Annotated in this window: 17 protein-coding genes; 9 read left to right on the top strand and 8 right to left on the bottom strand. The window is 61.0% G+C overall.

The genetic code is table 11. The annotated features are described in order from the left end of the window. Window positions 1–26 precede the first annotated feature (26 nt). The 5 genes from PIB16_RS24450 to PIB16_RS24430 all read left to right on the top strand — a co-directional run bounded on the left by PIB16_RS24450 (window position 27) and on the right by PIB16_RS24430 (window position 5297). Window positions 27–494: a cytochrome c-type biogenesis protein gene (locus tag PIB16_RS24450; protein WP_271046494.1), complete on the top strand. Its 468-nt coding sequence runs from the start codon at window positions 27–29 to the stop codon at window positions 492–494. A 156-nt stretch (window positions 495–650) separates the two neighbouring features. Beyond that, window positions 651–2219 (top strand): Do family serine endopeptidase, encoded by a 1569-nt coding sequence (locus PIB16_RS24445; RefSeq protein ID WP_271046493.1) that lies wholly within the window; start codon window positions 651–653, stop codon window positions 2217–2219. A gap of 301 nt (window positions 2220–2520) precedes the next feature. Continuing rightward, window positions 2521–3279, top strand: a complete 759-nt coding sequence (locus tag PIB16_RS24440; RefSeq protein ID WP_031233368.1) for a response regulator transcription factor — start codon at window positions 2521–2523, stop codon at window positions 3277–3279. A 9-nt stretch (window positions 3280–3288) separates the two neighbouring features. Continuing rightward, entirely contained in the window at window positions 3289–4698 is a 1410-nt protein-coding gene (locus PIB16_RS24435) for a sensor histidine kinase (protein WP_271046512.1), read from the top strand. A gap of 173 nt (window positions 4699–4871) precedes the next feature. Next, window positions 4872–5297, top strand: a complete 426-nt coding sequence (locus tag PIB16_RS24430; RefSeq protein WP_271046492.1) for a thiol-disulfide oxidoreductase DCC family protein — start codon at window positions 4872–4874, stop codon at window positions 5295–5297. Window positions 5298–5427: 130 nt separating this feature from the next. On the opposite strand, the gene PIB16_RS24425 is transcribed toward PIB16_RS24430, so the two are convergent. After that, a complete protein-coding gene (locus PIB16_RS24425; protein ID WP_271046491.1) occupies window positions 5428–6291 on the bottom strand; it encodes a MipA/OmpV family protein in 864 nt (287 codons plus the stop codon). A 287-nt stretch (window positions 6292–6578) separates the two neighbouring features. Here PIB16_RS24425 and PIB16_RS24420 point away from each other — a divergent pair, with 287 nt between their 5' ends. Next, the gene (locus PIB16_RS24420) at window positions 6579–9548 is read left to right on the top strand and encodes a bifunctional [glutamine synthetase] adenylyltransferase/[glutamine synthetase]-adenylyl-L-tyrosine phosphorylase (protein WP_271046490.1); all 2970 of its coding nucleotides are present in this window, start codon (window positions 6579–6581) and stop codon (window positions 9546–9548) included. A gap of 227 nt (window positions 9549–9775) precedes the next feature. On the opposite strand, the gene PIB16_RS24415 is transcribed toward PIB16_RS24420, so the two are convergent. The 3 genes from PIB16_RS24415 to pepN all read right to left on the bottom strand — a co-directional run bounded on the left by PIB16_RS24415 (window position 9776) and on the right by pepN (window position 15447). Beyond that, the gene (locus PIB16_RS24415; protein WP_271046489.1) at window positions 9776–12112 is read right to left on the bottom strand and encodes a PAS domain-containing sensor histidine kinase; all 2337 of its coding nucleotides are present in this window, start codon (window positions 12110–12112) and stop codon (window positions 9776–9778) included. A 237-nt stretch (window positions 12113–12349) separates the two neighbouring features. Beyond that, window positions 12350–12670, bottom strand: a complete 321-nt coding sequence (locus PIB16_RS24410; protein WP_125144618.1) for a carboxymuconolactone decarboxylase family protein — start codon at window positions 12668–12670, stop codon at window positions 12350–12352. Window positions 12671–12798: 128 nt separating this feature from the next. Then, the gene (gene pepN / locus PIB16_RS24405; protein WP_271046488.1) at window positions 12799–15447 is read right to left on the bottom strand and encodes an aminopeptidase N; all 2649 of its coding nucleotides are present in this window, start codon (window positions 15445–15447) and stop codon (window positions 12799–12801) included. Window positions 15448–15887: 440 nt separating this feature from the next. Between pepN and PIB16_RS24400 the strand changes: the two genes are divergently transcribed. Further along, entirely contained in the window at window positions 15888–16823 is a 936-nt protein-coding gene (locus PIB16_RS24400; RefSeq protein ID WP_059753763.1) for a DMT family transporter, read from the top strand. Between the two features lie 256 nt (window positions 16824–17079). Here the strand turns inward: PIB16_RS24400 and PIB16_RS24395 are convergent, their stop codons facing one another. From PIB16_RS24395 to PIB16_RS24385, 3 genes are all read right to left on the bottom strand, one after another. Continuing rightward, window positions 17080–17271 (bottom strand): hypothetical protein, encoded by a 192-nt coding sequence (locus tag PIB16_RS24395; RefSeq protein ID WP_003509784.1) that lies wholly within the window; start codon window positions 17269–17271, stop codon window positions 17080–17082. Between the two features lie 150 nt (window positions 17272–17421). After that, entirely contained in the window at window positions 17422–18321 is a 900-nt protein-coding gene (locus PIB16_RS24390) for a uracil-DNA glycosylase (RefSeq protein ID WP_271046487.1), read from the bottom strand. A 43-nt stretch (window positions 18322–18364) separates the two neighbouring features. Beyond that, window positions 18365–19663, bottom strand: coding sequence for an Hsp70 family protein (locus tag PIB16_RS24385; protein ID WP_220318812.1), 1299 nt, complete (start codon window positions 19661–19663; stop codon window positions 18365–18367). A gap of 305 nt (window positions 19664–19968) precedes the next feature. On the opposite strand from PIB16_RS24385, the gene PIB16_RS24380 reads away from it, so the two are divergent. Further along, window positions 19969–20940: a GGDEF domain-containing protein gene (locus tag PIB16_RS24380; RefSeq protein ID WP_271046486.1), complete on the top strand. Its 972-nt coding sequence runs from the start codon at window positions 19969–19971 to the stop codon at window positions 20938–20940. Between the two features lie 22 nt (window positions 20941–20962). Here the strand turns inward: PIB16_RS24380 and PIB16_RS24375 are convergent, their stop codons facing one another. Continuing rightward, window positions 20963–21751 (bottom strand): SDR family oxidoreductase, encoded by a 789-nt coding sequence (locus PIB16_RS24375; RefSeq protein WP_078054243.1) that lies wholly within the window; start codon window positions 21749–21751, stop codon window positions 20963–20965. 181 nt (window positions 21752–21932) lie between these two features. Between PIB16_RS24375 and PIB16_RS24370 the strand changes: the two genes are divergently transcribed. Continuing rightward, the gene (locus PIB16_RS24370) at window positions 21933–22853 is read left to right on the top strand and encodes a cation diffusion facilitator family transporter (RefSeq protein WP_271046485.1); all 921 of its coding nucleotides are present in this window, start codon (window positions 21933–21935) and stop codon (window positions 22851–22853) included. The last annotated feature ends 768 nt before the right edge of the window (window positions 22854–23621 follow it).

Raw genomic sequence — 23621 nt, 5'->3', positions numbered from 1 at the left:
GTGCGGCCTTGTTCCGGGGAACAGGAATGAGGGAGAGAGTGGCAAGGCTCGCTCTTCTTCTCACCCTCATCTTCGCAGCAGCCTCTCCGGCCTTCGCGTTCAATCCGGACGAAGTGTTGAAAGACCCCGTGCTGGAGCAGCGCGCCCGCAACCTCACGTCTCAGCTCCGCTGCATGGTCTGCCAGAACCAGTCCATCGACGACAGCAATGCGGAGCTCGCGCGTGACCTGCGGGTTCTGGTGCGCGAACGGCTGGTCGAGGGCGACAGCGACAAGGCCGTCATCGATTATGTCGTGTCGCGTTATGGCGAGTTCGTGCTCCTGAAACCGCGCCTCAGCCTGCGCACCGTGCTTTTGTGGGGCGCGCCCATCGGTCTCACCCTTGCGGGAATTTTCGCCGTCTTCGTGTTTTCGCGCCGTCGCGCCACCCAGGAACAGCCGCAGAAACTGAGCGCGGACGAAGAGATGAGAATTCGCAATCTCATTGAAAAATAACCGGTTTTCATTTTTCTCCCCGGTTCTTTTTCAACATTACGGATTTTTCATTCGTCAGACACTTCGCCGTAAGGTGTCGCCTCCTATATCTTCATCATCCACCGCTTCTCCCCCGGTCAAACGGGCTCCAGTCTGAATGAAGAAAGAAGGTACACCATGTCTCATTCGCAAAACGGCAATTCCTCGCTGAAGGCGGCCTCGCTGAAGACGGCTTTGAAGGCCACGACCGTTGGCGGCCTTGCGGCGCTGATGCTTTCCACCGGCATCGCCGCACCGATCCTCCATTCGTTTGCCGCTCCCGTCGAGGTGAATGCGCCGCAGGTTCCGAGCTTCGCCAATGTGGTCGATGCGGTGTCGCCCGCCGTCGTCTCCGTTCGCGTGCAGTCCAACGTGCAGCCCGCTTCCGATGACTCCAGCAATTTCTCCTTCAATTTCGGTGGCCGTGGCCTCGACCAGCTGCCGGACGACCATCCGCTGAAGCGCTTCTTCAAGGAATTCGGCGGCCCCAACCAGGATCGCTCCGACCGTGGCCCGAACCGCCACCGTGACGGCAAGGGTCCGCTGCGCCCCGTCGCTCAGGGCTCCGGCTTCTTCATTTCCGAAGACGGTTACATCGTCACCAACAACCACGTCGTCGATGACGGCTCCGCCTATACGATCGTGATGAACGACGGTACCGAACTCGATGCCAAGCTCGTCGGCCGCGATCCGCGCACCGATCTGGCGCTGCTGAAGGTCGATGTGAACCGCAAGTTCACCTATGTCCAATTTGCCGATGACAGCAAGATCCGCGTTGGTGACTGGGTTGTCGCCGTCGGCAACCCCTTCGGTCTTGGCGGTACGGTGACATCCGGCATCATATCGGCCCGCGGCCGCGATATCGGCTCCGGCCCCTATGACGACTACCTGCAGATCGACGCCGCCGTGAACCGTGGTAACTCGGGCGGTCCCGCCTTCAACCTCAACGGCGAAGTCGTCGGCATCAACACCGCCATCTTCTCGCCCTCCGGCGGCAATGTCGGCATCGCCTTCGCCATTCCGGCATCGGTCGCCAAGGACGTGATCGCCGACCTGCAGAAGGACGGCAAGGTTGAACGCGGCTGGCTCGGCGTGCAGATTCAGCCCGTCAGCAAGGATATCGCCGAATCGCTCGGCCTTTCCGAAGCCAGCGGCGCGCTCGTCGTTTCGCCGCAGGCCGGCTCGCCGGGCGACAAGGCCGGTATCAAGCAGGGCGACATCATCACCGCCGTCAATGGCGAGCCCGTCAAGGATGCGCGCGACCTGTCGCGCCGCATCGGCGGCATGGCTCCCAACACCAAGGTTGAAATCTCGCTGTGGCGCGGCGGCAAGTCGCAGCCTGTCACGGTAACGCTCGGCGATCTCGCCAGCGACGATGCTTCCAAGGCGACACCGAGCCAGAACGACGACAAGGGCGGCCAGTCCTCCAGCGAGAAGGTGCTCTCCAGCCTCGGCCTGACGGTTTCGCCCGCCGATGACGGCAACGGCCTTGCCATCACCGATGTCGATCCCGACAGCGATGCTGCCGCCCGTGGCCTGAAGACGGGTGAGAAGATCACCTCGGTCAACAACCAGCAGGTCGCTTCCGCCGCCGATATCGAGAAGATCCTCGAACAGGCCAAGAAAGACGGACGCTCCAAGGCGCTGTTCCAGATCCAGACGGACGATGGCAGCCGCTTCATCGCTCTGGATATCGACCAGGGTTGATAGGCTGAAAGGCGATGCCGGTTCTTTCGGGAGCCGGCATCGTATCCCGCTCTTGAGATGGGGCGGTTGAGTATGGCAGGGCGTTGCGGCCCGTTTCTTCTCCCCGCCGGGGAGAAGGTGGCCCGAAGGGTCGGATGAGGGGGGAACCTCTCGGTAAATCTCTGGCCTTGCCCCCTCATCCCGCTGCCGCGACCTTCTCCCCGGCGGGGAGAAGAAACAAGCGGTAACCACTCGCTCCATAGGCGGTCGCCCCGTCTAGAAGCCAGATAACGCCAGAGACCGGGTCTTCGGAGGAAACCTCATGGAAAACAAGGTTCAGGAAATGTCTGTCGCATCTGTTTCCGGTTGTGCGGAAAAGGGCGAGGGCGCTATTGTCCCGCACATGAAGATTCTTGTCATTGAAGACGACCTCGAGGCTGCGGCCTATATGACCAAGGCGTTCCGCGAAGCCGGGATCGTCGCCGACCATGCGAGCGACGGTGAGAGCGGCCTGTTCATGGGCTGCGAGAACGCTTACGACGTGATGGTGATCGACCGCATGTTGCCGCGCCGCGACGGACTTTCCGTCATCAGCGAGCTGCGCCGCCGCGGCATCGAGACGCCGGTTCTGATCCTTTCCGCGCTGGGGCAGGTGGATGACCGCGTCACCGGCCTGCGCGCCGGGGGTGACGATTATCTGCCGAAACCCTATGCCTTTTCCGAATTGCTCGCCCGCATCGAGGTGCTGGGCCGCCGCAAGGGCAAGCCCGAGCAGGACATGATCTACCGGGTCGGCGATCTCGAACTCGACCGGCTCTCCCACGATGTCCGCCGCAACGGCAAGGAAATCCTGCTGCAGCCGCGCGAATTCCGCCTGCTCGAATATCTGATGAAGAATGCCGGTCAGGTCGTGACCCGCACCATGCTTCTCGAAAACGTCTGGGACTATCATTTCGACCCGCAGACCAATGTCATCGACGTGCATGTGTCCCGCCTGCGCTCGAAGATCGAGAAGGACTTCGAGAAGCCGCTGCTGAAGACCATTCGCGGCGCCGGTTACATGATGAAGGACGAGGGCTGATTGGCGAAAATGGCCCGCCTCAGAATAGTGTTCCGGTCGACAGCGGTGCGCCTTTCGGCGCTCTATATTTTGCTGTTTGCGCTCTGCGCCGCCTTCCTGGTCTTTTATGTCACCGCCCTTTCCGAACGGCTGCTGAACCAGCAGACGCGTGACGCCGTGCTTCAGGAAGTTTCGGATGTGCAGCGCATCTATAATCGCGGCGGCATCAACCCGCTGTTGCGGATGATGGAGCGCCGCGCCCGCCAGCCGGGGGCGAGCCTTTACGTCATCGCCGGGCCGAATGGCGAAATCCTTGCCGGCAACGTCGCTTCGGTGCAGCCGGGCGTTTTCGACAAGGAAGGCTGGACCGGTTTTCCTTTCCGTTACGAGCGTTACTCCGAAAGCGGCGACAGCGTGCAGCATCTGGCCACAGCCAATGTCTTCATGCTGGACAATGGCCTGCGCATCCTGATCGGGCGCGACCTCGGCGAACCCACCAAGTTCCGGGCGCTGGTGCGCAACGCGCTGATGGTGGCGCTCGCCATCATGGGCGGCGGCGCGCTGCTCATCTGGTTCGGCATCGGCCGCAACGCGCTGAAACGCATCGACCGCATGTCAGCCGCGACCAAAAAGATCATGGCGGGCGACCTTTCGCAGCGCCTGCCGCAGGGCCGCTCCGGCGATGAATTCGACCGCCTGTCCGGCTCGCTCAACGCCATGCTCGGCCGCATCGAAAAGCTGAATGAAGGCCTGCGGCAGGTCTCCGACAATATCGCCCATGATCTGAAGACGCCGCTGACGCGACTGCGCAACAAGGCGGCCGCAGCGCTTGACGACAATGACGAGACGAAACGGCGCGCAGCGCTTGAAGGCATCATCGCCGAATCCGACCAGCTTATCCGCACCTTTAACGCACTCCTGATGATTTCCCGCGTCGAGGCCGGCTCAATTGCAGCAGAAATGACCGATGTGGACGTCTCGGCGATTGCCGCCGACAGCGCCGAACTCTACGAGCCGGTGGCCGAGGATGCCGGGCTTGTGCTGGAGGCCGAAATAGAGGCTGACCTTTCGGTAAAGGGCAACCGCGAGCTGATCGGCCAGGCACTCTCCAACCTCATCGACAACGCCATGAAATATGCCTGCGAGGGCGAAGGCGATAAAAAACTCGTTGTGCGTCTGGCAAGGGAACCGGAGGCCATCGTGCTCTCCGTCGCTGATAACGGCCCCGGCATTCCCGCCGACAAACGCGGCGAGGTGCTGAAACGCTTCGTCAGGCTGGATGAAAGCCGCTCGAAACCCGGAACCGGGCTCGGCCTGTCGCTGGTGGAAGCCGTGATGGAGCTGCATGGCGGATCGCTGATGCTATCGGACACGGATGCCACGAATGCCGCCCGCCCGGGGCTGACCGTTTCGATGGTGTTTCCCGTCTCGAAGGCTTAGGCATCTTGGCTGGTGATGCCGTTCACCGGGATTTGTGCGCAAAGTCTTCGCCATCCGGAAAATGACTGTTCTTCAAGATTGTATTGCAAGATGATTTGAAGAATAGTCCGATTGATTGACTGCAATGGCTCTGTTCGGAAATCGCGTGCGATGGACGAGAGGATGTGTGACGGGTGGCAGCTACGGTTCTCTTGACCGACGATGGGCACGGCCCGATCATTCTGTTCGATGCCGAATGTGTGCTGTGCTCCGTGAATGCGCAATTCGTGCTGCGGCATGACAGGGCCGGACATTTCCGTCTGGCATCCATGCAGGGCGATATCGGCGCGGAAATCTACCGACGATGCGGCATGGACCCTAAAGATCCGGTCAGCATGCTGGTCGTGGAGGGCGGCAGGGTGCGGCAGGACAGCGATGCCGTGTTGAGCATATATGAAGCATTGGGCATGCCCTGGCGGCTGGTCACCGTACTACGCATCGTTCCCGCATTCCTGCGCGATCCCGTTTATCGCTTTGTCGCCCGCAATCGCTACCGCTGGTTCGGAAAACGCGAAGAATGCTGGGTAGCGCCGCCGGAGTACCGGGACAGGATACTCTAAGCATGGCGGCCCCGGTGAAACGCCTTGCGGCGCTTCACCGGGTGAGGAGGCGTGAGGGCAGGGACGCCTTTCCTCATTGGGGACGTGGCGGAGTTCGCATCCGTGGCCGCGCGGTTCTCCTGCTCGCGGTTCAGAACGTGTAAGCCACGCCCACCATCGCAAACGGCTGAATATCTTTCTTCGACAGGGGGCTGTCCTTGGCATCGCCCAGCAGGAAGCCGACGCCGCCTGTGCCGGTGATAGACCAGTTCTCGGTCATAAGGTAAGTGACGGAGGCGCTGGCGTCGACGCGCTTGAAGCCTGATTTCGCGTCGAAGCGGCGCAGGCCCGAGCGGGCGGACTGGGCCGAGGTGACGCCGAAATAGGATTTCATGTGCTTGTCGTCGGCCCAGGTGGCGGAGAGGTCGGCGCCCAGGATGAACTGGTCCACCTTGTGCGAGACGCTGGCGCCGATGGTCGCGGTCAGGCCTTCGCTGCCGTCGATGGTCTTGTCCACCTTGGCGTAGATTTCGAAGGGATCCGCGCCATAGGCGATGACGCCGCCGACCACGCCGGCCGCCTTGATATCGCCCATTCCGCGCAGGTTTTTCCTGTCGTCCTTTTCCTTGCGCCCGGCTTCCCAGCCGCCCTTCACACCCAGCCTGAAGCCGTTGTGGTTCAAAAGGTTCACGGTGACGCCGCTGAAATCGATGCTCAGCGTATCTCCATATTCGATGGAAACCAGCGGCACGGCGCCTGCTTCCAGCTTGTCCGAACCCTCATATTTCGGGGCGTAGGCAGCACCGACACCGAGCGTGATCTTCCAGTCGCTGGAGCTGCTGTAGCGGGCATTGTCGAAATTGCCCTGCGGATCGGCCACCCGGTCCGATTTGCCGATGTCGGCGGCAAAAACGGGCGTGCAGACGGCCTGCGCCATGGGCAGCGCCGTCAGGCAAAGGGCCATCGCGCGCAGGTTCTTTTGCAATTTCACCGTAAAAATCTGTTTCATGATCATATCCGTTGCAACACCGAGCGTTGGAAAACCGGGGAGTCGGGTTTCGTTGAGGCTGACGCTACGCGGGCACAATTGCGGAGACATTACGGGGAACGGCGCTTTGGAAAACATCGCCATCGACGGTTTTATGATCGCAAAGCGGCCTGCATTTGTTACAACGCCAGATGCATGCGCCGGGAGGATTCCAAGAGGTGCGGCGGCAGGGACGTTTCGGGTGCGGCGCATCCGGTCCTGAAAGTCGCATGTCAGGGAGCGGCGAGAGGATAGTCGTAAGAGGGAGAGACACAGTGACGAAACGGGAAACCGCTGAAAGGCGGCTGAGCGAGGTTCTGCCGGGCGTAATCCGCCCCTACACGCAGACGGAACTGAAATCCGTTCTTTCGACGCTGAAGGATATCGGCAAAAGCGAGCCGGCGGTGGCCGCGCTGCTTGCCGGGGAAAGTCCGCTGAAGGATTTTATCGCCGCGGCTTTCACGCTGTCCCCCTATCTGCGTGACATGGCGTCGGCGGATGAGGGGCTTTTGTCGCTGGCGATGTCGAAACCGCTCGAGCCGCTGCTGGCGGGTCTTGTCCATGAGGCGCGCGATTGCTGGAAGCCGGGCGAAGAAGGCGGGGTGCCGAGCGAAAACGAGGTGATGTCGCGGCTGAGGGTGGCCAAGCGGCGGCTCTCTTTCATCGCAGCACTTGCCGATCTGGCGCGCATCTTCACCGCGCGCGATACGACACGCTGGCTGAGCGACATGGCGGATGCATCGCTTTCCGCCGCCATCGATCACCTGCTGCTCGCCGCCCATGAGAGCGGCAAGCTGAAACTGAAAAATGTCGCAGCCCCCAGCGACGGGTCGGGCCTCATCGTGCTCGGCATGGGCAAGCTCGGCGCGCGCGAACTGAACTATTCTTCCGATATCGACGCCGTGGTGTTCTTCGAACCCTCAGCCGGCATCATGGACGATCCCTATGATGCGACGGAGAATTTCGGCCGGATGATGCGCCGTCTCGTCCGCATCATGCAGGAGCGCACGGCCGATGGCTACGTTTTCCGCACCGATCTGCGGCTCCGGCCCGACCCCGGCTCGACGCCGCTCGCCATCCCCGTGGAGGCAGCGCTGCTTTATTATGAGGGCAGGGGCCAGAACTGGGAACGCGCCGCCTATATCAAGGCACGGCCGGTAGCCGGCGATATCAAGGCGGGTGAGAATTTCCTGCGCGAGTTGACGCCCTTCATCTTCCGCAAATATCTCGATTATGCGGCGATTGCCGATATTCATTCCATCAAGCGGCAGATCCATGCCCATAAGGGCCACGGCGCGATTGCGGTGAAGGGCCACAATGTCAAGCTCGGGCGCGGCGGCATCCGCGAGATCGAGTTCTTCGCGCAGACACAGCAGCTTATTGCCGGCGGCCGCATGCCGGCGCTTCGGGTGCGCGCAACGCAGGAGGCGCTTGCGGCGCTAACCGAGGCGAAATGGATCGACGCCGAAACGCGTGACAGCCTGACGGAGGCCTATTGGTTCCTGCGCGAGGTGGAGCACCGCATCCAGATGGTGCGCGACGAGCAGACCCATGTGCTACCCGACACCGAAGCCGAACTGAAGCGCATCGCCTTCATGTTCGGTTTCGAGGACACCAAGGCCTTTTCGGAAAAGCTGGAACAGGTGCTGCGGCTGGTGGAGCGGCGTTATTCGGCGTTGTTCGAGCAGGAGGTGAAGCTGTCAGGCGAGGCCGGCAATCTGGTCTTCACCGGCCAGAAGGACGATCCCGATACGCTGAAAACGCTCTCGACGCTCGGCTTTCAACGGCCGGAGGATATTTCGCGCGTCATCCGCACCTGGCACAATGGTCGTTACCGGGCAACGCAATCGGTGGAGGCGCGCGAACGGCTGACGGAGCTGACGCCGGACCTGCTCAGGGCCTTCGGTGAAAGCAAGCGGGCCGATGAGGCACTGCTGCGCTTTGATAATTTCCTCTCTGGGCTGCCGGCGGGCATCCAGCTTTTCTCGCTGCTCGGCAACAACCCGGCGCTGCTTGACCTGCTGGTGACGATCATGTCCTCCGCGCCGCGCCTTGCCGAAATCATCGCCGCTCGGCCGCATGTCTTCGACGGCATGCTGGACCCGGCGCTAATGAGCGACGTGCCGACACGGGATTATCTCGCCCACCGCATGGGTAATTTCCTCTCCAACGCACGCCACTACGAGGATATTCTCGACCGGCTGCGCATATTTGCCGCCGAACAGCGGTTCCTCATCGGTGTCAGGCTGCTGACTGGCGCAATCCGTGGCGAGGTCGCCGCCCGCGCCTTCACCCACCTTGCCGATCTGGTCATCGAGGCGGCGCTGAATGCCGTTCTCTCAGAGATGGAAAATGCCCACGGGCCTTATCCCGGCGGCCGTGTCGCCGTCATGGGCATGGGCAAGCTCGGCTCCTTCGAGCTGACAGCCGGTTCGGATGTCGATCTCATCCTGCTCTATGATTATGACGACACCGCCCATGAATCGACCGGCGCAAAGCCGCTCGATGTGGTGCGTTATTTCACCCGCGTCACCCAGCGGCTGATCGCTGCCCTGTCAGCCCCGACGGCGGAAGGCGTGCTCTACGAGGTGGACATGCGGCTGCGCCCCTCCGGTAACAAGGGGCCGGTGGCGACGCGGATTTCCGCTTTCGAGAAATACCAGCGCGAGGAGGCCTGGACCTGGGAGCACATGGCGCTCTCCCGCGCCCGCCTGATCTGCGGCGATGCCTCGCTGATGGAGGATGCGCGCCGCATCATCGCCTCCATCCTGTCGCAAAAGCGTGATGTGGCCAAGGTCTCGGCCGATGTGCTGGAGATGCGAAACCTCATCGAGCAGGAAAAGCCGCCGGAAAACAACTGGGATTTCAAGCTCATCAATGGCGGGCTGATCGACCTCGAATTCATCGCCCAATATCTGGCGCTGGTGGGGCCGGTGAAGGGGCTTGTCGCGCACGAACCGGGGCGCAACACGGCCGAGGCGCTGCAGGCGCTCGCCGCCCCTGTCATGGAGCCGCAGGCTTTCGATGACTGCATGGCGGCGATGGCGCTCTACACCGAAATCTCACAGATCGTGCGGCTGTGCATCGATGGCGCCTTCAACCCGAAGGAGGCGCCGGCGGGCCTCACCGATCTCGTTTGCCGGGCGGGGGACTGCCCTGACATTCCCACACTGGAGGGAGAGGTGAAGCGGCTGGCGAAGGCGGTGCGGAAGGCGTTTGTGGGGACGGTGAAGAATGGTGGGTGATGTGGGTGGGTGAGGCTTCACCCCCCTCTGCCCTGCCGGGCATCTCCCCCTCAAGGGGGAGATCGATATGCGGCACTCTTCAGCCCATCTCTAACGTTGCGAATGAGCGAGCGTTAGCTCCCAGCTGATCTCCCCCCTTGAGGGGGAGATGCCCGGCAGGGCAGAGGGGGGTAATCGCGCACTCGACCTGTACATATTGCAGGAAACTCAGCGCGTCCGACGCCACCTCAATGCACCGTCCCGCAGCACCCCGCCGCATGCGGAATGATGATCGTCACCACCGTGCCACGGCCCTCACAGGAGCGGATTTTCATCGTGCCGCCATGCAGCTTGACGAGCGAGCGGGAAATCGCAAGCCCGAGGCCGGAGCCGCCCTGGCTCTTGGCATATTGGCTCTGCACCTGTTCGAAGGGCTGGCCGATCTTGTTGAGCGCCTGGGCGGGAATGCCGATGCCGGTGTCTGCGATGGTGAGGATCATCGCGGCCTGATGCACATGGGTGCGCAGCGCGATGCGGCCGCCGTCGCCGGTGAATTTCACGGCGTTGGAGAGCAGGTTGAGCATGATCTGCTTCATGGCGCGACGGTCGCCCTGCATGGTCAGCCCAGCGCAGACCTTCTGCTGCACGGTGATGTTCTTCTGCTCGGCCTGAATGGCGGTCAGCCGCAGGGTTTCCTCGATCAGCGGCGCGAGATCGATTGTCTCGCGGTTGATGCGCATATGGCCCGCCTCGATCTTCGACATGTCGAGAATATCGTTGATGACGTTGAGCAGGTGTTTGCCGCTATCGTGAATATCGCGGGCATATTCGGAATATTTCGGCGAACCGACCGGTCCGAACATTTCGTTTTGCAGGATGTCGGAAAAGCCGAGAATGGCGTTGAGCGGCGTGCGCAGCTCATGGCTCATATTGGCGAGGAATTCGGATTTCGCCCGGTTGGCGGCCTGGGCGCGCTCTTTTTCGGCGAGGTAATTGGCGTTGGCGTCGGAAAGCTCGGTCTTCTGCCGCTCCAGCTTGTGCTGCGAGGCGGAAAGATCGCCGATGGTGGCCATCAGCCGGCGCTCGGAATCGCGCAGGCGTTCCTGATGGCGCTTCAGAAGGGTGATATCGGTGCCGACCGAGACGAGACCGCCATCGCGGGTGCGGCGTTCGTTAATTTGCAGCCAGCGGTCATCGGCAAGCTGCACTTCGGTGGTGCGCGACAGGCCGGACTGGTCCGGATCGGCAACGCGACGTTCAACGACGGGGCGGGCGGCTGCGGCATAGACGGTGCTTTTTTCCGTGCCGGCCACCAGCACGCTGTCCGGCAGGCCATAGGCCTTCTGGTAATGGGTGTTGCACATCACCAGACGGTCGTTCTTGTCCCATAGCACGAAGGCTTCCGAGGTGGACTCGATGGCGTCGGCAAGGCGCTGGTCGGCCTCGGCGTAGCGTTGCGCAAGGCGGTGTTGTTCGGTCACATCCATGGCGATGCCGATGACGCGCGGGCCGTTATTGGTGCGGATGACCTGGGCGCGGGCGCGCAGCCAGACATAATGGCCCTTGGCATGGCGCATGCGGAAGATCTGGTCGATCTGGCGCAGATTGCCGCAGCCGACGGCGCGGGCAAGCTCATAGAGATTGCCGTCTTCGGAATGCATCATGCGGGCGGCGTCGGAGAAGGAAAGCGGCGCTGCTTTGGGCGGCAGCCCGAGAATTTCGTAGAGCGAACCCGACCAGAACATGCGTCGGGTGGAAAGATCGAAATCCCACAAGCCGCAGCGGCCGCGAGACAGCGCGGTTTCGACCCGCAGGTTGGATTCGGCGAAGATGTCGTCGGCGTCGCGGGCGCGCTTCACCTGCATGTAATAGGCATAGAGCACGACCAGCAGGATCGAGGAGATGCCGGCAAACAGCGTCACGTTCATGGCGATTTCGCTGCGCCAGAAGGAACGGATCGGCTGTAGCGAGCGGGCCGCGATCACCATCGCGCCGTCGTCGCCGAAGGGGATCATCGTCGCATAGTGCTGCTGGCCGTCAATATTGGTCTCGATGGTGCCGGGCGCACCGGGGAAACGCTGCACGATGGCTATTTCAGGAAGCAAAGCCGGCAGCGACGTGCCGATATAAAGCATCGCTTCCTTGCCGGCGCCGGCGAAAATGCGGCCATTGCTGCCCGAAAGAAGCACCATGGTGCCGTCGGCAAGGCTGCCGGATGGCAGCGCCGCGACCAGATTGGCTTCGGCGCGGGCACGGTCCTGCGCGGTGAAAACGGTATCGTTGTTGAGAAGGGCCGCCTTGGCCGTAAGCGCCGTCAGCGCCGTGGAATGGCGGGCGGCCTCTTCCATGCGGCTATATTCGGCAACGATGCCCAACATTCGTGAGGCCGCGACGACGACGAGAAAGGCGAGGATGAGAATGGGAATGAGACGTTTCAGCAGGGTCTCGACCTGCGGCATCGGGCGGTCGGAGCCATTCATCAAACCCATCAGGTCGCTGGAAAGCCTTTCGCCCCAGGCCGCAAAATCAGAAAATTTGGCATACGGCCGCTCATCGCCCGCAGTCGCCCGCCGCACGTTCGTCATTGTCCCGCCTTCAAGATGTCCCCAGTGATTCGAAGCGCCGCCGCTCGAATATGACTAGTGAATCAAATGCGATTCGCCGTGTCCAGAGGCAAAAGTTAAAAGAATTTTAACCCCTTGAACCGACTCCGTATTTTTTCGGGACGGTCTGTTTCCGTTTTGGTGAAGGCGGGAATTATGAACGAAATCAGTGAGCCGGCAATCTGATCCGGTCTTTGCGGAGCGCCGCTGGAACAGGCGTCAGGTTCCGTCGAAGGCGTCGAGAGCCGGGCCAAGCGCGCTGATCACGCCATTGCCGGCCGCCGGAAGACCGGTCAGCACCGCACTGATGATATCGTCGCGGCTTGCGCCCCGCACCTTGGCTTCCATCACGTGAAAGGCGAGACCGCTTTCCAGACGCAGGGCGGCAAGAATGCCGATATAGATCAGGCTCTGTGTTTTCGCATCGAGCGTGGACGCCGCCCCGAGACCCTGCACGGCCTGAAACCATGCCGCCTTGTGGGCCGGAGCATCGGTCATGAAGCGCTGAAACGAAGCGCTGGTCCTGGACATATCCGTCATCTGAAATTCCTTTCCGGTCTTCAGCCGTTCCCGGCCTCTCGCGCACCATCATATCGCGCAACGCAATACGCCGCCTTGATGGCGATCAAGACGGCGTATCGGCATTGTCCGGAGTTTTGGCGGGGCGGTCAGCCCTTCAGGATGCGCCCGACGATGTCGCTTACATCCGTCGACAGGCCCTTGGCGTCGGCGATCGTCGAAAGCGCCGCCTTGGCGTGCTCGGCACGGCTTGCCTCCAGCGACCGCCAGGAGCGCATGGAAGTGAGAATGCGGGCGGCAAGCTGCGGATTGCGCTTGTCGATGGCGATGATCTGCTCCGCCAGGAACCGGTAAGCGGCGCCATCGGCGCGGTGGAAGCCGGTAGGGTTGGCGAAGGCAAGCGTGCCGACGAGCGAGCGGACCCGGTTCGGATTGGTGGCGATGAAATGTTTCGATTTCATCAGTTCCTTGATCCGGTCGAGTGCGCCGTCGCCCGGAATGGCTGCCTGCAGCGAGAACCACTTGTCGAGCACGAGCGCATTGTCGGCAAAGCGCTTTTCGAAGGCGGCAAGCGCTTCCTTTGTCTCCGTACTTTCCGGGAAACGCTGGGTCAGCACGCTGAGCGCATGGGCGAGATCGGTCATGTTGGTGGCCTCAGTAAAGGCCTTTGCCGCGCGGGCCGGCGTTTCCTCGGCAAAGGCGAGGAAGGTCAGCGCGCCGTTGCGCAGCGAACGGCGTCCCGCACTTACCGCATCCGGGCTGTAGGCCTCGCCATCAGCCGTGCTTTCGGCAAGCCGCCGCAGCGTTTCGAGCCCGGCTGTCGCAATGGCCTTGATGGTGGCGTTGCGCGCCTTGTGGATGGCGTCCGGGTCATTGTCGCCGCCCATTTCGCGGGCGATATCCGTTTCGCTCGGCAAGGCCAGCGCCTGCGCCCGGAAGGCGGGCTCAAGAGCGTCGTTACCGATGATTTCGATAAGCGTTGCGGTCAGCTCCGCATCCGTTTGAACGTCCTTGCCACCCTGAACGGCCCTGGTGGCGGCAATCAGCGCCGGCAGGGCAAGATCGGTCAGCGCCTGAAAGCGCGCGAACATATCCGTCTCATGCCGGGCGATCTGTACCAGATCGGCCGCATTCTGCTCGAAATCCAGATTGATCGGCGCCGAGAAGCTGCGGTTGATCGACAGCACCGGCCGCGAGGAAATGCCGGAGAAGGAGAAGGTCTGGTTGCGTTCGGTCAGATGCAGCACGCCGTCGCGATATTCGCCGCCTTCGACGGCCTGCGGTTCGGCGATCTGGCCATTGTCGAGGATCAGCGCCAGCGACAGCGGAATGTGACGCGGCTGTTTTACCGGCTGGCCGGGCGTCGGCGCGGTCGTCTGTTCTAGAGTGAGCTTGAATGTGGACTTGCCCGCATCATAAGCCGATGAGACGGAGACGAGCGGCGTGCCCGCTTCGGTGTACCACAGCGAAAACTGCGAAAGGTCACGGCCGCTGGCATCCGCGAAGCTCCTGACGAAATCCTCGACGGTTGCGGCTTCGCCGTCATGGCGCTCGAAATAGAGGTCCATGCCCTTCTTGAAGTCGTCCGCGCCGAGGATCGTGGCGATCATGCGGGTGACTTCGGCGCCCTTTTCATAAACGGTCGTCGTGTAGAAATTGTTGATTTCGCGATAGGTATCGGGGCGCGGCGGATGCGCCAGCGGGCCGGAATCCTCGGGAAACTGCTCCGATTTCAAGTGGCGCACATCGGCGATGCGCTTGACCGGCCGAGAGCGCATGTCGGCGGAAAATTCCTGATCGCGATAGACCGTCAGGCCTTCCTTCAGGCAGAGCTGGAACCAGTCGCGGCAGGTGATGCGGTTGCCGGTCCAATTGTGGAAATATTCATGCGCAATGATGCGCTCGATATTGGCGTAGTCAGCGTCGGAGGCGGTTTCCGGGTCGGCCAGCACGAATTTGTCGTTGAAGACGTTGAGACCCTTGTTCTCCATCGCGCCCATGTTGAAGTCCGACACGGCGACGATCATGAAAATATCGAGGTCGTATTCGCGGCCGAAGCGCTCTTCGTCCCATTTCATCGAACGCTTCAGCGCGTCCATCGCATAGGCCGCACGCGGCTCCTTGCCATGCTCGACGTAAATCTTCAGCGCCACGTCGCGGCCGGACATGGTGGTGAAGGTATCTTCCACCACGCCGAGATCGCCGGCGACGAGTGCGAAGAGATAGCTGGGCTTCGGATGCGGATCGAACCATGCCGCAAAGTGACGGCCTTCATCGTAATTGCCGCCGCCGAGGAAATTGCCGTTCGAGAGCAGCAGGGGATTGCCGTCCTTTGCCGCGATGATCGTCACCGTATAGGGCGCCAAAACATCCGGGCGGTCGGGGAAATAGGTGATGCGGCGGAAGCCTTCCGCCTCACATTGGGTGCAATAGACGCCATTGGTGCGATAAAGCCCCATGAGCTGCGTATTGACCTGCGGATTGATGTAATTGGTGACGCAGATTTCGAAGGGCGCCTCCGCCGGCAGGTCGCGGATGGTCAGGCTCTCCGGCGTCGCCTCATATTGACCGGCGGGAAGTTCCACCTGGTCGAGCAGCAGGCTGGAAAGCTTCAGCTCGTCGCCATCCAGAACCAGCGGCGCCTGCCGCTCGGCGCCTTCGCGCCGGTGAAAGATCAGACGGGCTTCGACCTTGGTATTCTTGGGGTCGAGTTCGAAGGTGAGATCCACCCGCTCCAGAACGAAATCGGTGGGGCGGTAATCTGCCAGGTGAACGATCTGGCCCGTGTCTGTTCGCATGACTGTCCCTGAATAACTTTGCGTGGTCTTCCCGGCATCATGTCGTCATAAGGCCCGGATGTAAAATGGGTAGAATATTCGTCACGTTCATGTGCGCGTCGGAGGACGTTCTGTCCCGCCATGGAAGGCTTTGCCGGCCATGCAGACAATCCTCCCGCCGCCGGACCTGTGGACCATGGCAGCAAATGTTGAACGATTGCTGAAATTATATTTTATTTTCTTCAAATTTTAGCGCGCGTCGCTTTTGGTTTGCATCATTTCCGCAGCCGCGAAAACAATCCCTCCCCAAATCAGCCGAATTCACGGGTAAATCACATTTTTTGTTGTAAAGCGCCGGGGGAATGCTCTAGCCTTGCGCAATTCCAATTCCCCTGCGTCGTCCTCCCCGCATGAAAAATCCCCCGATGGCGTGTTTGCGCAGCCGATATGAGTAGTTGCCAATGAACGCCGAACCGATGAATCCCTTTCGCGGGATTAGCCTGAAGCTGATTTCGGTCGGCTTTTTTCTTGTCATGCAGACCTGTATCAAGGCCGCAGGCGATGTGCCTGCCGGCCAAATCACCTTCTTCCGCTCCGCTTTCGCCATTCTCCCGATTGTCGTCTATCTTGCGTGGCTGCATGCGCTGACGAGCGCGCTGCACACCAATAATCTTTTCGGCCATTTCAAGCGCGGGTTTCTGGGCATCCTGTCCATGGCCTGCGGCTTTTACGGGCTGACCATGCTGCCGCTGCCGGAATTCATCGCCATCGGTTATGCCTCGCCGCTTCTCGCGGTCGTTTTCGCGGCCGTCATCCTGCATGAAAAGGTGCGCATCTATCGCTGGAGCGCGGTCTTCGTCGGTATGACGGGCGTGCTGGTGATTCTCTGGCCGAAGATGACGCTTCTGAGGGAAGGCGGTTTTGCCGCGGGTGAGGGGCTGGGGGCCATTGCCGTATTGTGCGGTGCGGCGCTCGGCGGTCTGGCGATGATCCAGGTGCGGCAACTGGTGGAGACGGAAAAGACGCCGACCATCGTGCTTTATTTTTCGCTCACCGCCACGCTGCTGTCGCTCGTCAGCGTGCCTTTCGGCTGGAGCGCTCTGAGCATGACGCAGGCCATGCTGCTGATCACCAGCGGCATCTGCGGCGGGGTTGCGCAAATCTTCCTGACGGAGAGTTATCGGCACGCCGAAGTCTCGGTCATCGCGCCCTTCGAATACAGCTCCATCATCTTCGGCATCGCGGTCTCCTACATTCTGTTCGGAGATATTCCCACGGTGACGATGCTGATCGGCACGGCGATCGTTATCCTCGCCGGCATCTTCATCATCTTTCGCGAGCATCAGCTGGGCCTGGCAAGACGGGCGGCCCGCAAGGCCTCGACGCCGCAGGGGTGAGGGATGTTATTGCCGGTGTTTCATGGCAACCGCTTCCGTCATCCCGGCCTTGAGCCGGGATCCAGCCGACGCGCGTCCGCGCGGCGAAAAGAGTTCTTTCAGCCCAAGGACTTGGGCTGGCTGGATGCCGGATCAGGTTCGGCATGACGGAGACTTATGATCGTAAAAACCGCAAAAGCAAAAGGCGCCTTCCCGAAGAAAGACGCCAGCGCGCAATCATATCTGTGGACCAGCGCTAGACTGGCCTGAGTGCTTCTCAGCGCTCGCGGAAATCCGCGAAGACTGCCGAGGGACGCGTCACGCGGACCTGCTGCATGGCAGCGCGTGCGGTCATCTGTTCGTTTGCGGCTGCGCCGAAACGATGGTAGCCCTGACTGGAGCGAGGGCCGAGGCCCGCCAGGCGGAGCGTTTCAAAGCCGGAATGTACCGGACGGAAGCGAGTGGTCATTGCCTTGGTTCCTTAAACCTATTCCTCCCAAGACATGGGGCTATATCGCAGCGCAGCATGGATTCGGCAAGCTGAGCAAATGCGCCGCTGTTATGCGCATTGTGCATGGCTTTTTTCATAATTCATTTACATTGAGCAAGAATAAGGCAGTCAGCCTTCGGCAATCTTTGCCTGAAAAGCCAATAAATCCTGCCATGCCAATGACTTGCTGGCAGGCGCATTCAACAGCTCCTGCGGATGCAGGCTGGCCAAAGCCGGCAAAATCAGGTGTCCGGCTGCGACATCACGCCACTGTCCGCGCAGCGTATGGATCGTGCCGGTGCCGCCAAAGAAGAAACGTGCGGTAAAGTTGCCGAGAAGCAACAGGTGTTTCGGCTCCGCAAGGGCGATCTGACGCTCGATGAAGGGGCGGCAGATATCCATTTCGGCCTGAGTCGGCGGGCGGTTGCCCGGCGGCCGCCAGGGCACGACATTGCCGAGCATGATGGTACTGCGCTCAAGCCCGATGGCTGCCAGCATGCGGTCGAGCAACAGCCCGGTCTTGCCGGCGAAGGGCAGGCCCTCGCGGTCGTCATCGGCATCCGGCATCGGACCGATGACCATGATGGCGGAGGCGGGGTCGCCTTCGGTAAAGATCGTATTGCGCGCGCTGTTCTTGAGGTTGCAGCCGCTGAAACCGTCGAGCGCGGTTTTCAGCTCGGCAAGCGACCGCGCGCTTTCGGCCGCAAAACGCGCCGCCGCCACCGCCTGCTCGTCCGGCATGGCGACATTCTGCTGAATGGCGGGAGCCGCCGGTGCGCCGCGCGCCGGGGCGCTGCGCGTCGCCGCCTGCCGCTGAGGCGCATCGGCACGGCGGTCCGCCGGCCTTTCCATCTGGCGTGAAGCTGCTGCTGCCTCCTGCGCAGGCGCGGATCGGGCCGGGCGGGCGGCGGCAAATTCGGCGAAACGGTCGACCGGGGTCTCCTCCAGCAGCCAGTCGACGCCCGCATCCGCATGGAAATGCAGGAGGGCGGCGAGTTCGGCCGGGGAGAGGTCGTGAGCGGCGATCATGGGCGGAAATTAACCCATGTTCCCCGCCCGGGGAACCCGCAAATCACACTGTCCAGCGCTGAATGTCGCCGCTTTCGCCGATCATGGCCAGACCATGGGCAATCGAGAGCAACTCGCCGCCGCTTTCGATGCGGTCGGCGTCGAAACGGCGGGTGAAAAGCTCCCGAACCGCCGGCACGAAGGAGGTGCCGCCGGTCAGGAACACCTTGTCGATGGCTTCGGGCGCGACTTTCGTTTTTTCCAGAACCTCGTCGAGCGCTTCTTCTATCTTGGCGAGGTCTTCGGCGATCCAGTTGTTGAAATCGCTGCGCTTCACCATCTTGCGGCCGGCCTTGCCCAATGGTGCAAAGTTGAATTCCGCTTCTTCCGCCGAGGAGAGCGCCATCTTGGTGGCGGAAATCGCCTGATAGAGCGGATAACCCTCGTCATGTTCGACCAGATCGATGAAGAGCTCGAGCTTTTCCGGCTCCAGCGCCGAGCGCACCAGCGACTTCAGATCGGTGAACTCCTTCGAGGTCTTGAAGATCGACAGCTGGTTCCAGCGGCCGAAATTCACGTAGTAGCCGGAGGGCACGTCCAGCACCTTGTCGAAGCTCTTGAACTTGCTGCCCTTGCCGATTTCCGGCGAGACCAGATTGTCGATCATGCGGAAGTCGAAATGATCGCCCGCCACGCCGACGCCGGAATGGCCGATGGGGGTGGCGGAAAGCTTGCCGGCATGGGTCTCGAAACGGATCAGCGAATAGTCCGTCGTGCCGCCGCCGAAATCCGCCACCAGCACATTCGCGTCCTTCTTCAGGCTTTGCGCGAAATAATAGGCGGCTGCCACCGGCTCATAGACATAGTGGATTTCCGGGAAACCGGCGCGGGTGAGCGCCTCGTTGTAACGGGCGAGCGCCAGCGTTTCATCCGGATTGCTGCCGGCGAAACGCACCGGCCGGCCGGCGATGACGGTGGAGACATCCCCCGGCCATTCCTCGCCCGCATAGGTCTTCAGCTTGCGCAGGAACACGTCCATCAGATCCTCGAAGCTCTGGCGCTTGGCGAAGATCAGCGTGCCCTGAAACAGCGGAGAGGCGGCGAATGTCTTGATCGACTGCAGGAAACGGCAGTCGCCGGCATTGTCGATGAATTGCCGGATGGCGGCATGGCCGGCTTCCACATGCAGGGCGGCCGCACCAAGGCCGGCATCCTTCATGAAGGAGAGCGCCGTGCGCATGCTGTCATCCGTGCCCGCGCTGCTGGTGAAGCGCATGGAACGGCTGGCACCGCCCGCGTCGGAAAGAGCCATGACCGTGTTGGTCGTGCCGAAATCGAGGCCGAGAGCCCGCTTTTGCGTCATCGCCATATCCTTGTTGCCGATAGAAACACCCGCCCGGCCTGAAAGGCGGCCCGGCGTGAAAATAAGGGATGCCTTTGGCACCCCGATGTCAGAGGAGGGCGGTTGATTGCACAGGGCTGACGGAATGGCAAGCGCCTGCACCCGGGTTTATTGTGAAAATTGCATGAAGTAATCGCCATGGCTGGAAGGCCGTCCTGCCGCAAGCATTAAATATTTTTTCGCATAAAGCGAGTATAAGGCTGAACTATAGCGTTAAAGAGCAGATTTATTTTTGTATTTGTTGTGTTTGCAGACGCGGAGCCCCGATGTCCCGAAAGCCGGCCCGTTCCTCCCTCGAAGACGTGTTGCCGGCGCAAAACGCCCGCGGCGATGCGGAGAGCTTCAACCGCCATCTCATGGACCTGATGGCGGCGTCCCAGCAGGGTTATGCCCTTTTCGACGGCGAAGATGAACTGCGTTTCGCCAACACGGCGTTCCGCATGGCGCTCGGCATCGGGCCGGACGAATTTCCGACATGGGCCGATCTGATGCGCATCGGTTACCGCAACTCCACCGGCACGGCCGTCGAGACCGCCGATTTCGAATTATGGCTGCGCTCGGCGGGAACGAGGCGCGGCAAGCTGCCGTATCGCACCATTGAAACCAGCCTCAATGACGGGCGCTGGATGCTGACGACCGAGACGACGCTGCCGGGCGGCTGGATGCTTTGCGTCGTCACCGATATTTCCGAACTCGGTGTTGAGCTGCGCGATCTTCGCCAGGAGCGGGACAGGGCGCTGAAATTCGCCCTGAGCGACGAGTTGACCGGCCTCGGCAACCGCCGCTACGTCATGGATATTCTTAATCACAGGCTTGGCCCCAACAAGGCCGAGGCCCTTGCCGTCATCATCATGGACATAGACCACTTCAAGTCCGTGAACGACCGTTTTGGCCATGCCTGCGGCGATCTGGTTCTCAGGGACTTCGCCGCCCGACTTTCCGCTGCGGTCGCCCGCGACGATCTCGTGGGGCGGATCGGCGGTGAGGAGTTCCTGCTGATGGTCGCCGGTTCGCGCGTTTTGGGGGTTGAGGCGGTCATGCAGGGGGTGCTGTCATCACTGGCGCAGGCCTCACCGCTCGCAGACATGCCCGGTTTCCGATACAGCTGCTCGGCGGGCATTGCCTTTGCAAATCCGGGTGAGAGCGCAAGCGATGTCCTGCGCCGGGCCGATACCGCCCTCTACGAGGCCAAGAATACTGGCCGGAACCGCTACGTGATCTACGGAGCGGCTTCCTGACTGGATTCGTAGCTCTGTGGCCTTAATTCGACTTCGCCGCGCCGCCATCTACCCTGAGCATCGTGCCGGTGATGTAGCTTGCCGGCACCGAGCAGAGGAAAGCGCCGGCGGCTGCGAATTCCTCGACCGTGCCGAGACGGCCGGCCGGAATGCTCTTCACGGAAGCCTCGCGAATTTCCTCGACGCTTTTGCCCAGACGCTTGGCGTTGGCGCCATCGAGTTCATCGATGCGGTCGGTGTGGATACGGCCGGGCAGCAGCAGGTTGGATGTGATGCCGAAACCGGCCACTTCGGAGGACAGCGTCTTGCTCCAGCCGACCAGTGCGCCGCGCAGCGTATTGGACAGCGCCAGATTGGCGATCGGCTCGAACACGCCGGAGGAAGCGACTGTCAGGATGCGGCCGAACCCCTGTTCCTTCATCTGCGGCAAAAGCGCATTGGTAAGCGTGATGACGCGCAGCACCATCGACTGGAAGAAGGTATCCAGCTTGTCGGCCGTCATCTCCTGCGCAAGGCCCGGCGTCGGGCCGCCGGTATTGTTGACGAGAATATCGATGCCGCCGAGCTTTTCCCTGACGGCCTGAACCATGGCCTCGACGAAATTGTCCTCGGCCAGATCGCCCCAGACCCAGTCGGCCTTGCCCTTGCCGAGCGCATTGATCGCCTTGCAATTCGCCTCCAGCTTCTCACCGCTTCTGCCGACGAGAAGGACATGTGCGCCTTCCTTCGCCAGCGCGGTGGCAATGCCCAGCCCAAGGCCGCGAGAGGAGGCGAGAACGAGGGCGCGTTTGCCGGAAATGCCGAGATCCATGGGTTTTGTCCTGTCTTGTGAGTGCTCAATGTGCTGTTTATAGAGCATTTCCAGGAAAAGTGGACCCCGGTTTTCCGCCTGGAAATGCTACAAAACAAAGAGTTAGAGGATTTTCTCGATTCAAGGAAAAGAGAAAGCGCTCCGCCAAGGCGGCATCCGGTTTGAAGGTAAAATACACGTCATGACAGAACAATCCCTGCTCAAATTCTCCATTGCCGTCACGGTTCTCCTGGCGCTCTTCGGCATCGGCGCAGGCCTGTTCTCCGGCTCCTTCGCCGTGGTTTTCGATGGTGTCTATGCGCTGACGGATGCTTTCATGACGGTGCTGGCGTTGCTTGTCGCGCGGCTGATCGCCGCTTCCGCCGCGCCCAAACCCGGCGGCCGGCTGGTGGAGCGTTTCACCATGGGCTTCTGGCATCTGGAGCCGATGGTGCTCGGGCTTAACGGCACGCTCCTGATGGGGGCGGCGATCTACGCCCTCATCAATGCCATCGACAGCCTGATGGATGGCGGCAGATTGATCGAGTTCGATTACGCCATTGTCGTCACCTTCGTCAGCTTCGCCGTCTCGCTCGCCATGGCATGGTTCGTCAAACGGCAGAACCGCCGGCTGAAATCCGCCTTCGTGGCGCTGGACGCCAAAAGCTGGCTGATGAGCGCGCTTCTGAGCATGGCGCTCTTCGTCGCCTTCGCCGTGGGTTACGGGCTCACGGGAACGGCGCAGGCATGGCTTGCACCCTATATCGACCCGGCCGTGCTGGCGCTGGTCTGCCTCGTCATCATTCCCATGCCGCTCGGCAATGTGAAACAGGCGCTGGCGGATATTCTTCTGGTGACCCCGCTGGAATTCAAGCAGCATGTGGACCGGGTGGCCGCCGAGACGGTGGAGAAATTCGGTTTCTCCTCGCACTATTCCTATGTCGCCCGCGTCGGCCGCGGCCGTCAGATCGAACTCTTTTTCATCGTCCCGAAAAACTGGCCGCCCCGGCATCTGGAAGAATGGGACGCGATCCGCGACGAGATCGGCGATGCGCTGGGCGGCGAGGGGAGCGACCGCTGGCTGACGATCGTGTTCACGACGGATGAGGAATGGGCGGTTTGATGTTGGAGAGTAATTTTAGCTAATCGGCTGGGGGCGGGCTGGCTGGTTTGAGAGGCGAAACGGCAGATGCAGTCAGCACTCCCGATTTGACTACAATCTGGCGGCCTACAATGTATCATGTTAGAATAGCTTCAGTCCATTTTATGCAACTATATAATCAAAGTGGTGTTAAAATACTCCACGTTAAACCGAGTGGGAACAATTACTTTCGATAATGAAAGACACCAAAAGCCCAAATCCAATCTTCCCGGCTATGTATCAAAAGCCACAGTTTGAGCTTATGCCCACTGACCAATGTGTTGGTGAATTTCCTGATACGCGAATTTTTATAGAAACAATTGAGGCAGCCGACGATAGGCTGAATCAAATTGGCTGGATCGGAGCACATGTGCGCGCTTCGGTACCATGGCCAACAAAGCCACATCTCGTAGAGTTTCGAGGCTTCCAGTTGTTTCTCTTGCCAGCTGAAGGATCATTCCTGCCAGCAATTTTTGTCAGAGATTCAACTGGAGCGGATGGTCTTCCTAGATCCGCGATCCTCAGGTTTTTGAGTATATGGAGTTGGATTGAGGGATATGGAATAAAAGTCGAGACTTGGACGGGCGGTGACCTGCCACTGAGAATTTCCTCCAGATTGGATTAGAGTCCGGCCCATCGTGAACCGCCCCAGGTTTCTGGACCATCTGAGGCTAGAGTTTTCCGGCTTCATTCAGGGAGGCGGGCTGGTTGAGCCTCCTGATTTCATCAGCGAGATCGGTACCTTATTGC

Source organism: Agrobacterium sp. ST15.13.015, assembly GCF_027871645.1.
GTDB classification, from domain to species: domain Bacteria; phylum Pseudomonadota; class Alphaproteobacteria; order Rhizobiales; family Rhizobiaceae; genus Agrobacterium; species Agrobacterium leguminum.
This window is presented reverse-complemented; position numbering and strand designations above follow the sequence as displayed.

Bases quoted from the DNA above. Each gene is read 5' to 3' on its own strand.
- PIB16_RS24450 (WP_271046494.1), top strand. From the start codon at position 27: ATGAGGGAGAGAGTGGCAAGGCTCGCTCTTCTTCTCACCCTCATCTTC.
- PIB16_RS24445 (WP_271046493.1), top strand. From the start codon at position 651: ATGTCTCATTCGCAAAACGGCAATTCCTCGCTGAAGGCGGCCTCGCTG.
- PIB16_RS24440 (WP_031233368.1), top strand. From the start codon at position 2,521: ATGGAAAACAAGGTTCAGGAAATGTCTGTCGCATCTGTTTCCGGTTGT.
- PIB16_RS24435 (WP_271046512.1), top strand. From the start codon at position 3,289: ATGGCCCGCCTCAGAATAGTGTTCCGGTCGACAGCGGTGCGCCTTTCG.
- PIB16_RS24425 (WP_271046491.1), bottom strand. From the start codon at position 6,291: ATGATCATGAAACAGATTTTTACGGTGAAATTGCAAAAGAACCTGCGC.
- PIB16_RS24415 (WP_271046489.1), bottom strand. From the start codon at position 12,112: ATGACGAACGTGCGGCGGGCGACTGCGGGCGATGAGCGGCCGTATGCC.
- PIB16_RS24410 (WP_125144618.1), bottom strand. From the start codon at position 12,670: ATGACGGATATGTCCAGGACCAGCGCTTCGTTTCAGCGCTTCATGACC.
- pepN (WP_271046488.1), bottom strand. From the start codon at position 15,447: ATGCGAACAGACACGGGCCAGATCGTTCACCTGGCAGATTACCGCCCC.
- PIB16_RS24400 (WP_059753763.1), top strand. From the start codon at position 15,888: ATGAACGCCGAACCGATGAATCCCTTTCGCGGGATTAGCCTGAAGCTG.
- PIB16_RS24395 (WP_003509784.1), bottom strand. From the start codon at position 17,271: ATGACCACTCGCTTCCGTCCGGTACATTCCGGCTTTGAAACGCTCCGC.
- PIB16_RS24390 (WP_271046487.1), bottom strand. From the start codon at position 18,321: ATGATCGCCGCTCACGACCTCTCCCCGGCCGAACTCGCCGCCCTCCTG.
- PIB16_RS24385 (WP_220318812.1), bottom strand. From the start codon at position 19,663: ATGACGCAAAAGCGGGCTCTCGGCCTCGATTTCGGCACGACCAACACG.
- PIB16_RS24380 (WP_271046486.1), top strand. From the start codon at position 19,969: ATGTCCCGAAAGCCGGCCCGTTCCTCCCTCGAAGACGTGTTGCCGGCG.
- PIB16_RS24375 (WP_078054243.1), bottom strand. From the start codon at position 21,751: ATGGATCTCGGCATTTCCGGCAAACGCGCCCTCGTTCTCGCCTCCTCT.
- PIB16_RS24370 (WP_271046485.1), top strand. From the start codon at position 21,933: ATGACAGAACAATCCCTGCTCAAATTCTCCATTGCCGTCACGGTTCTC.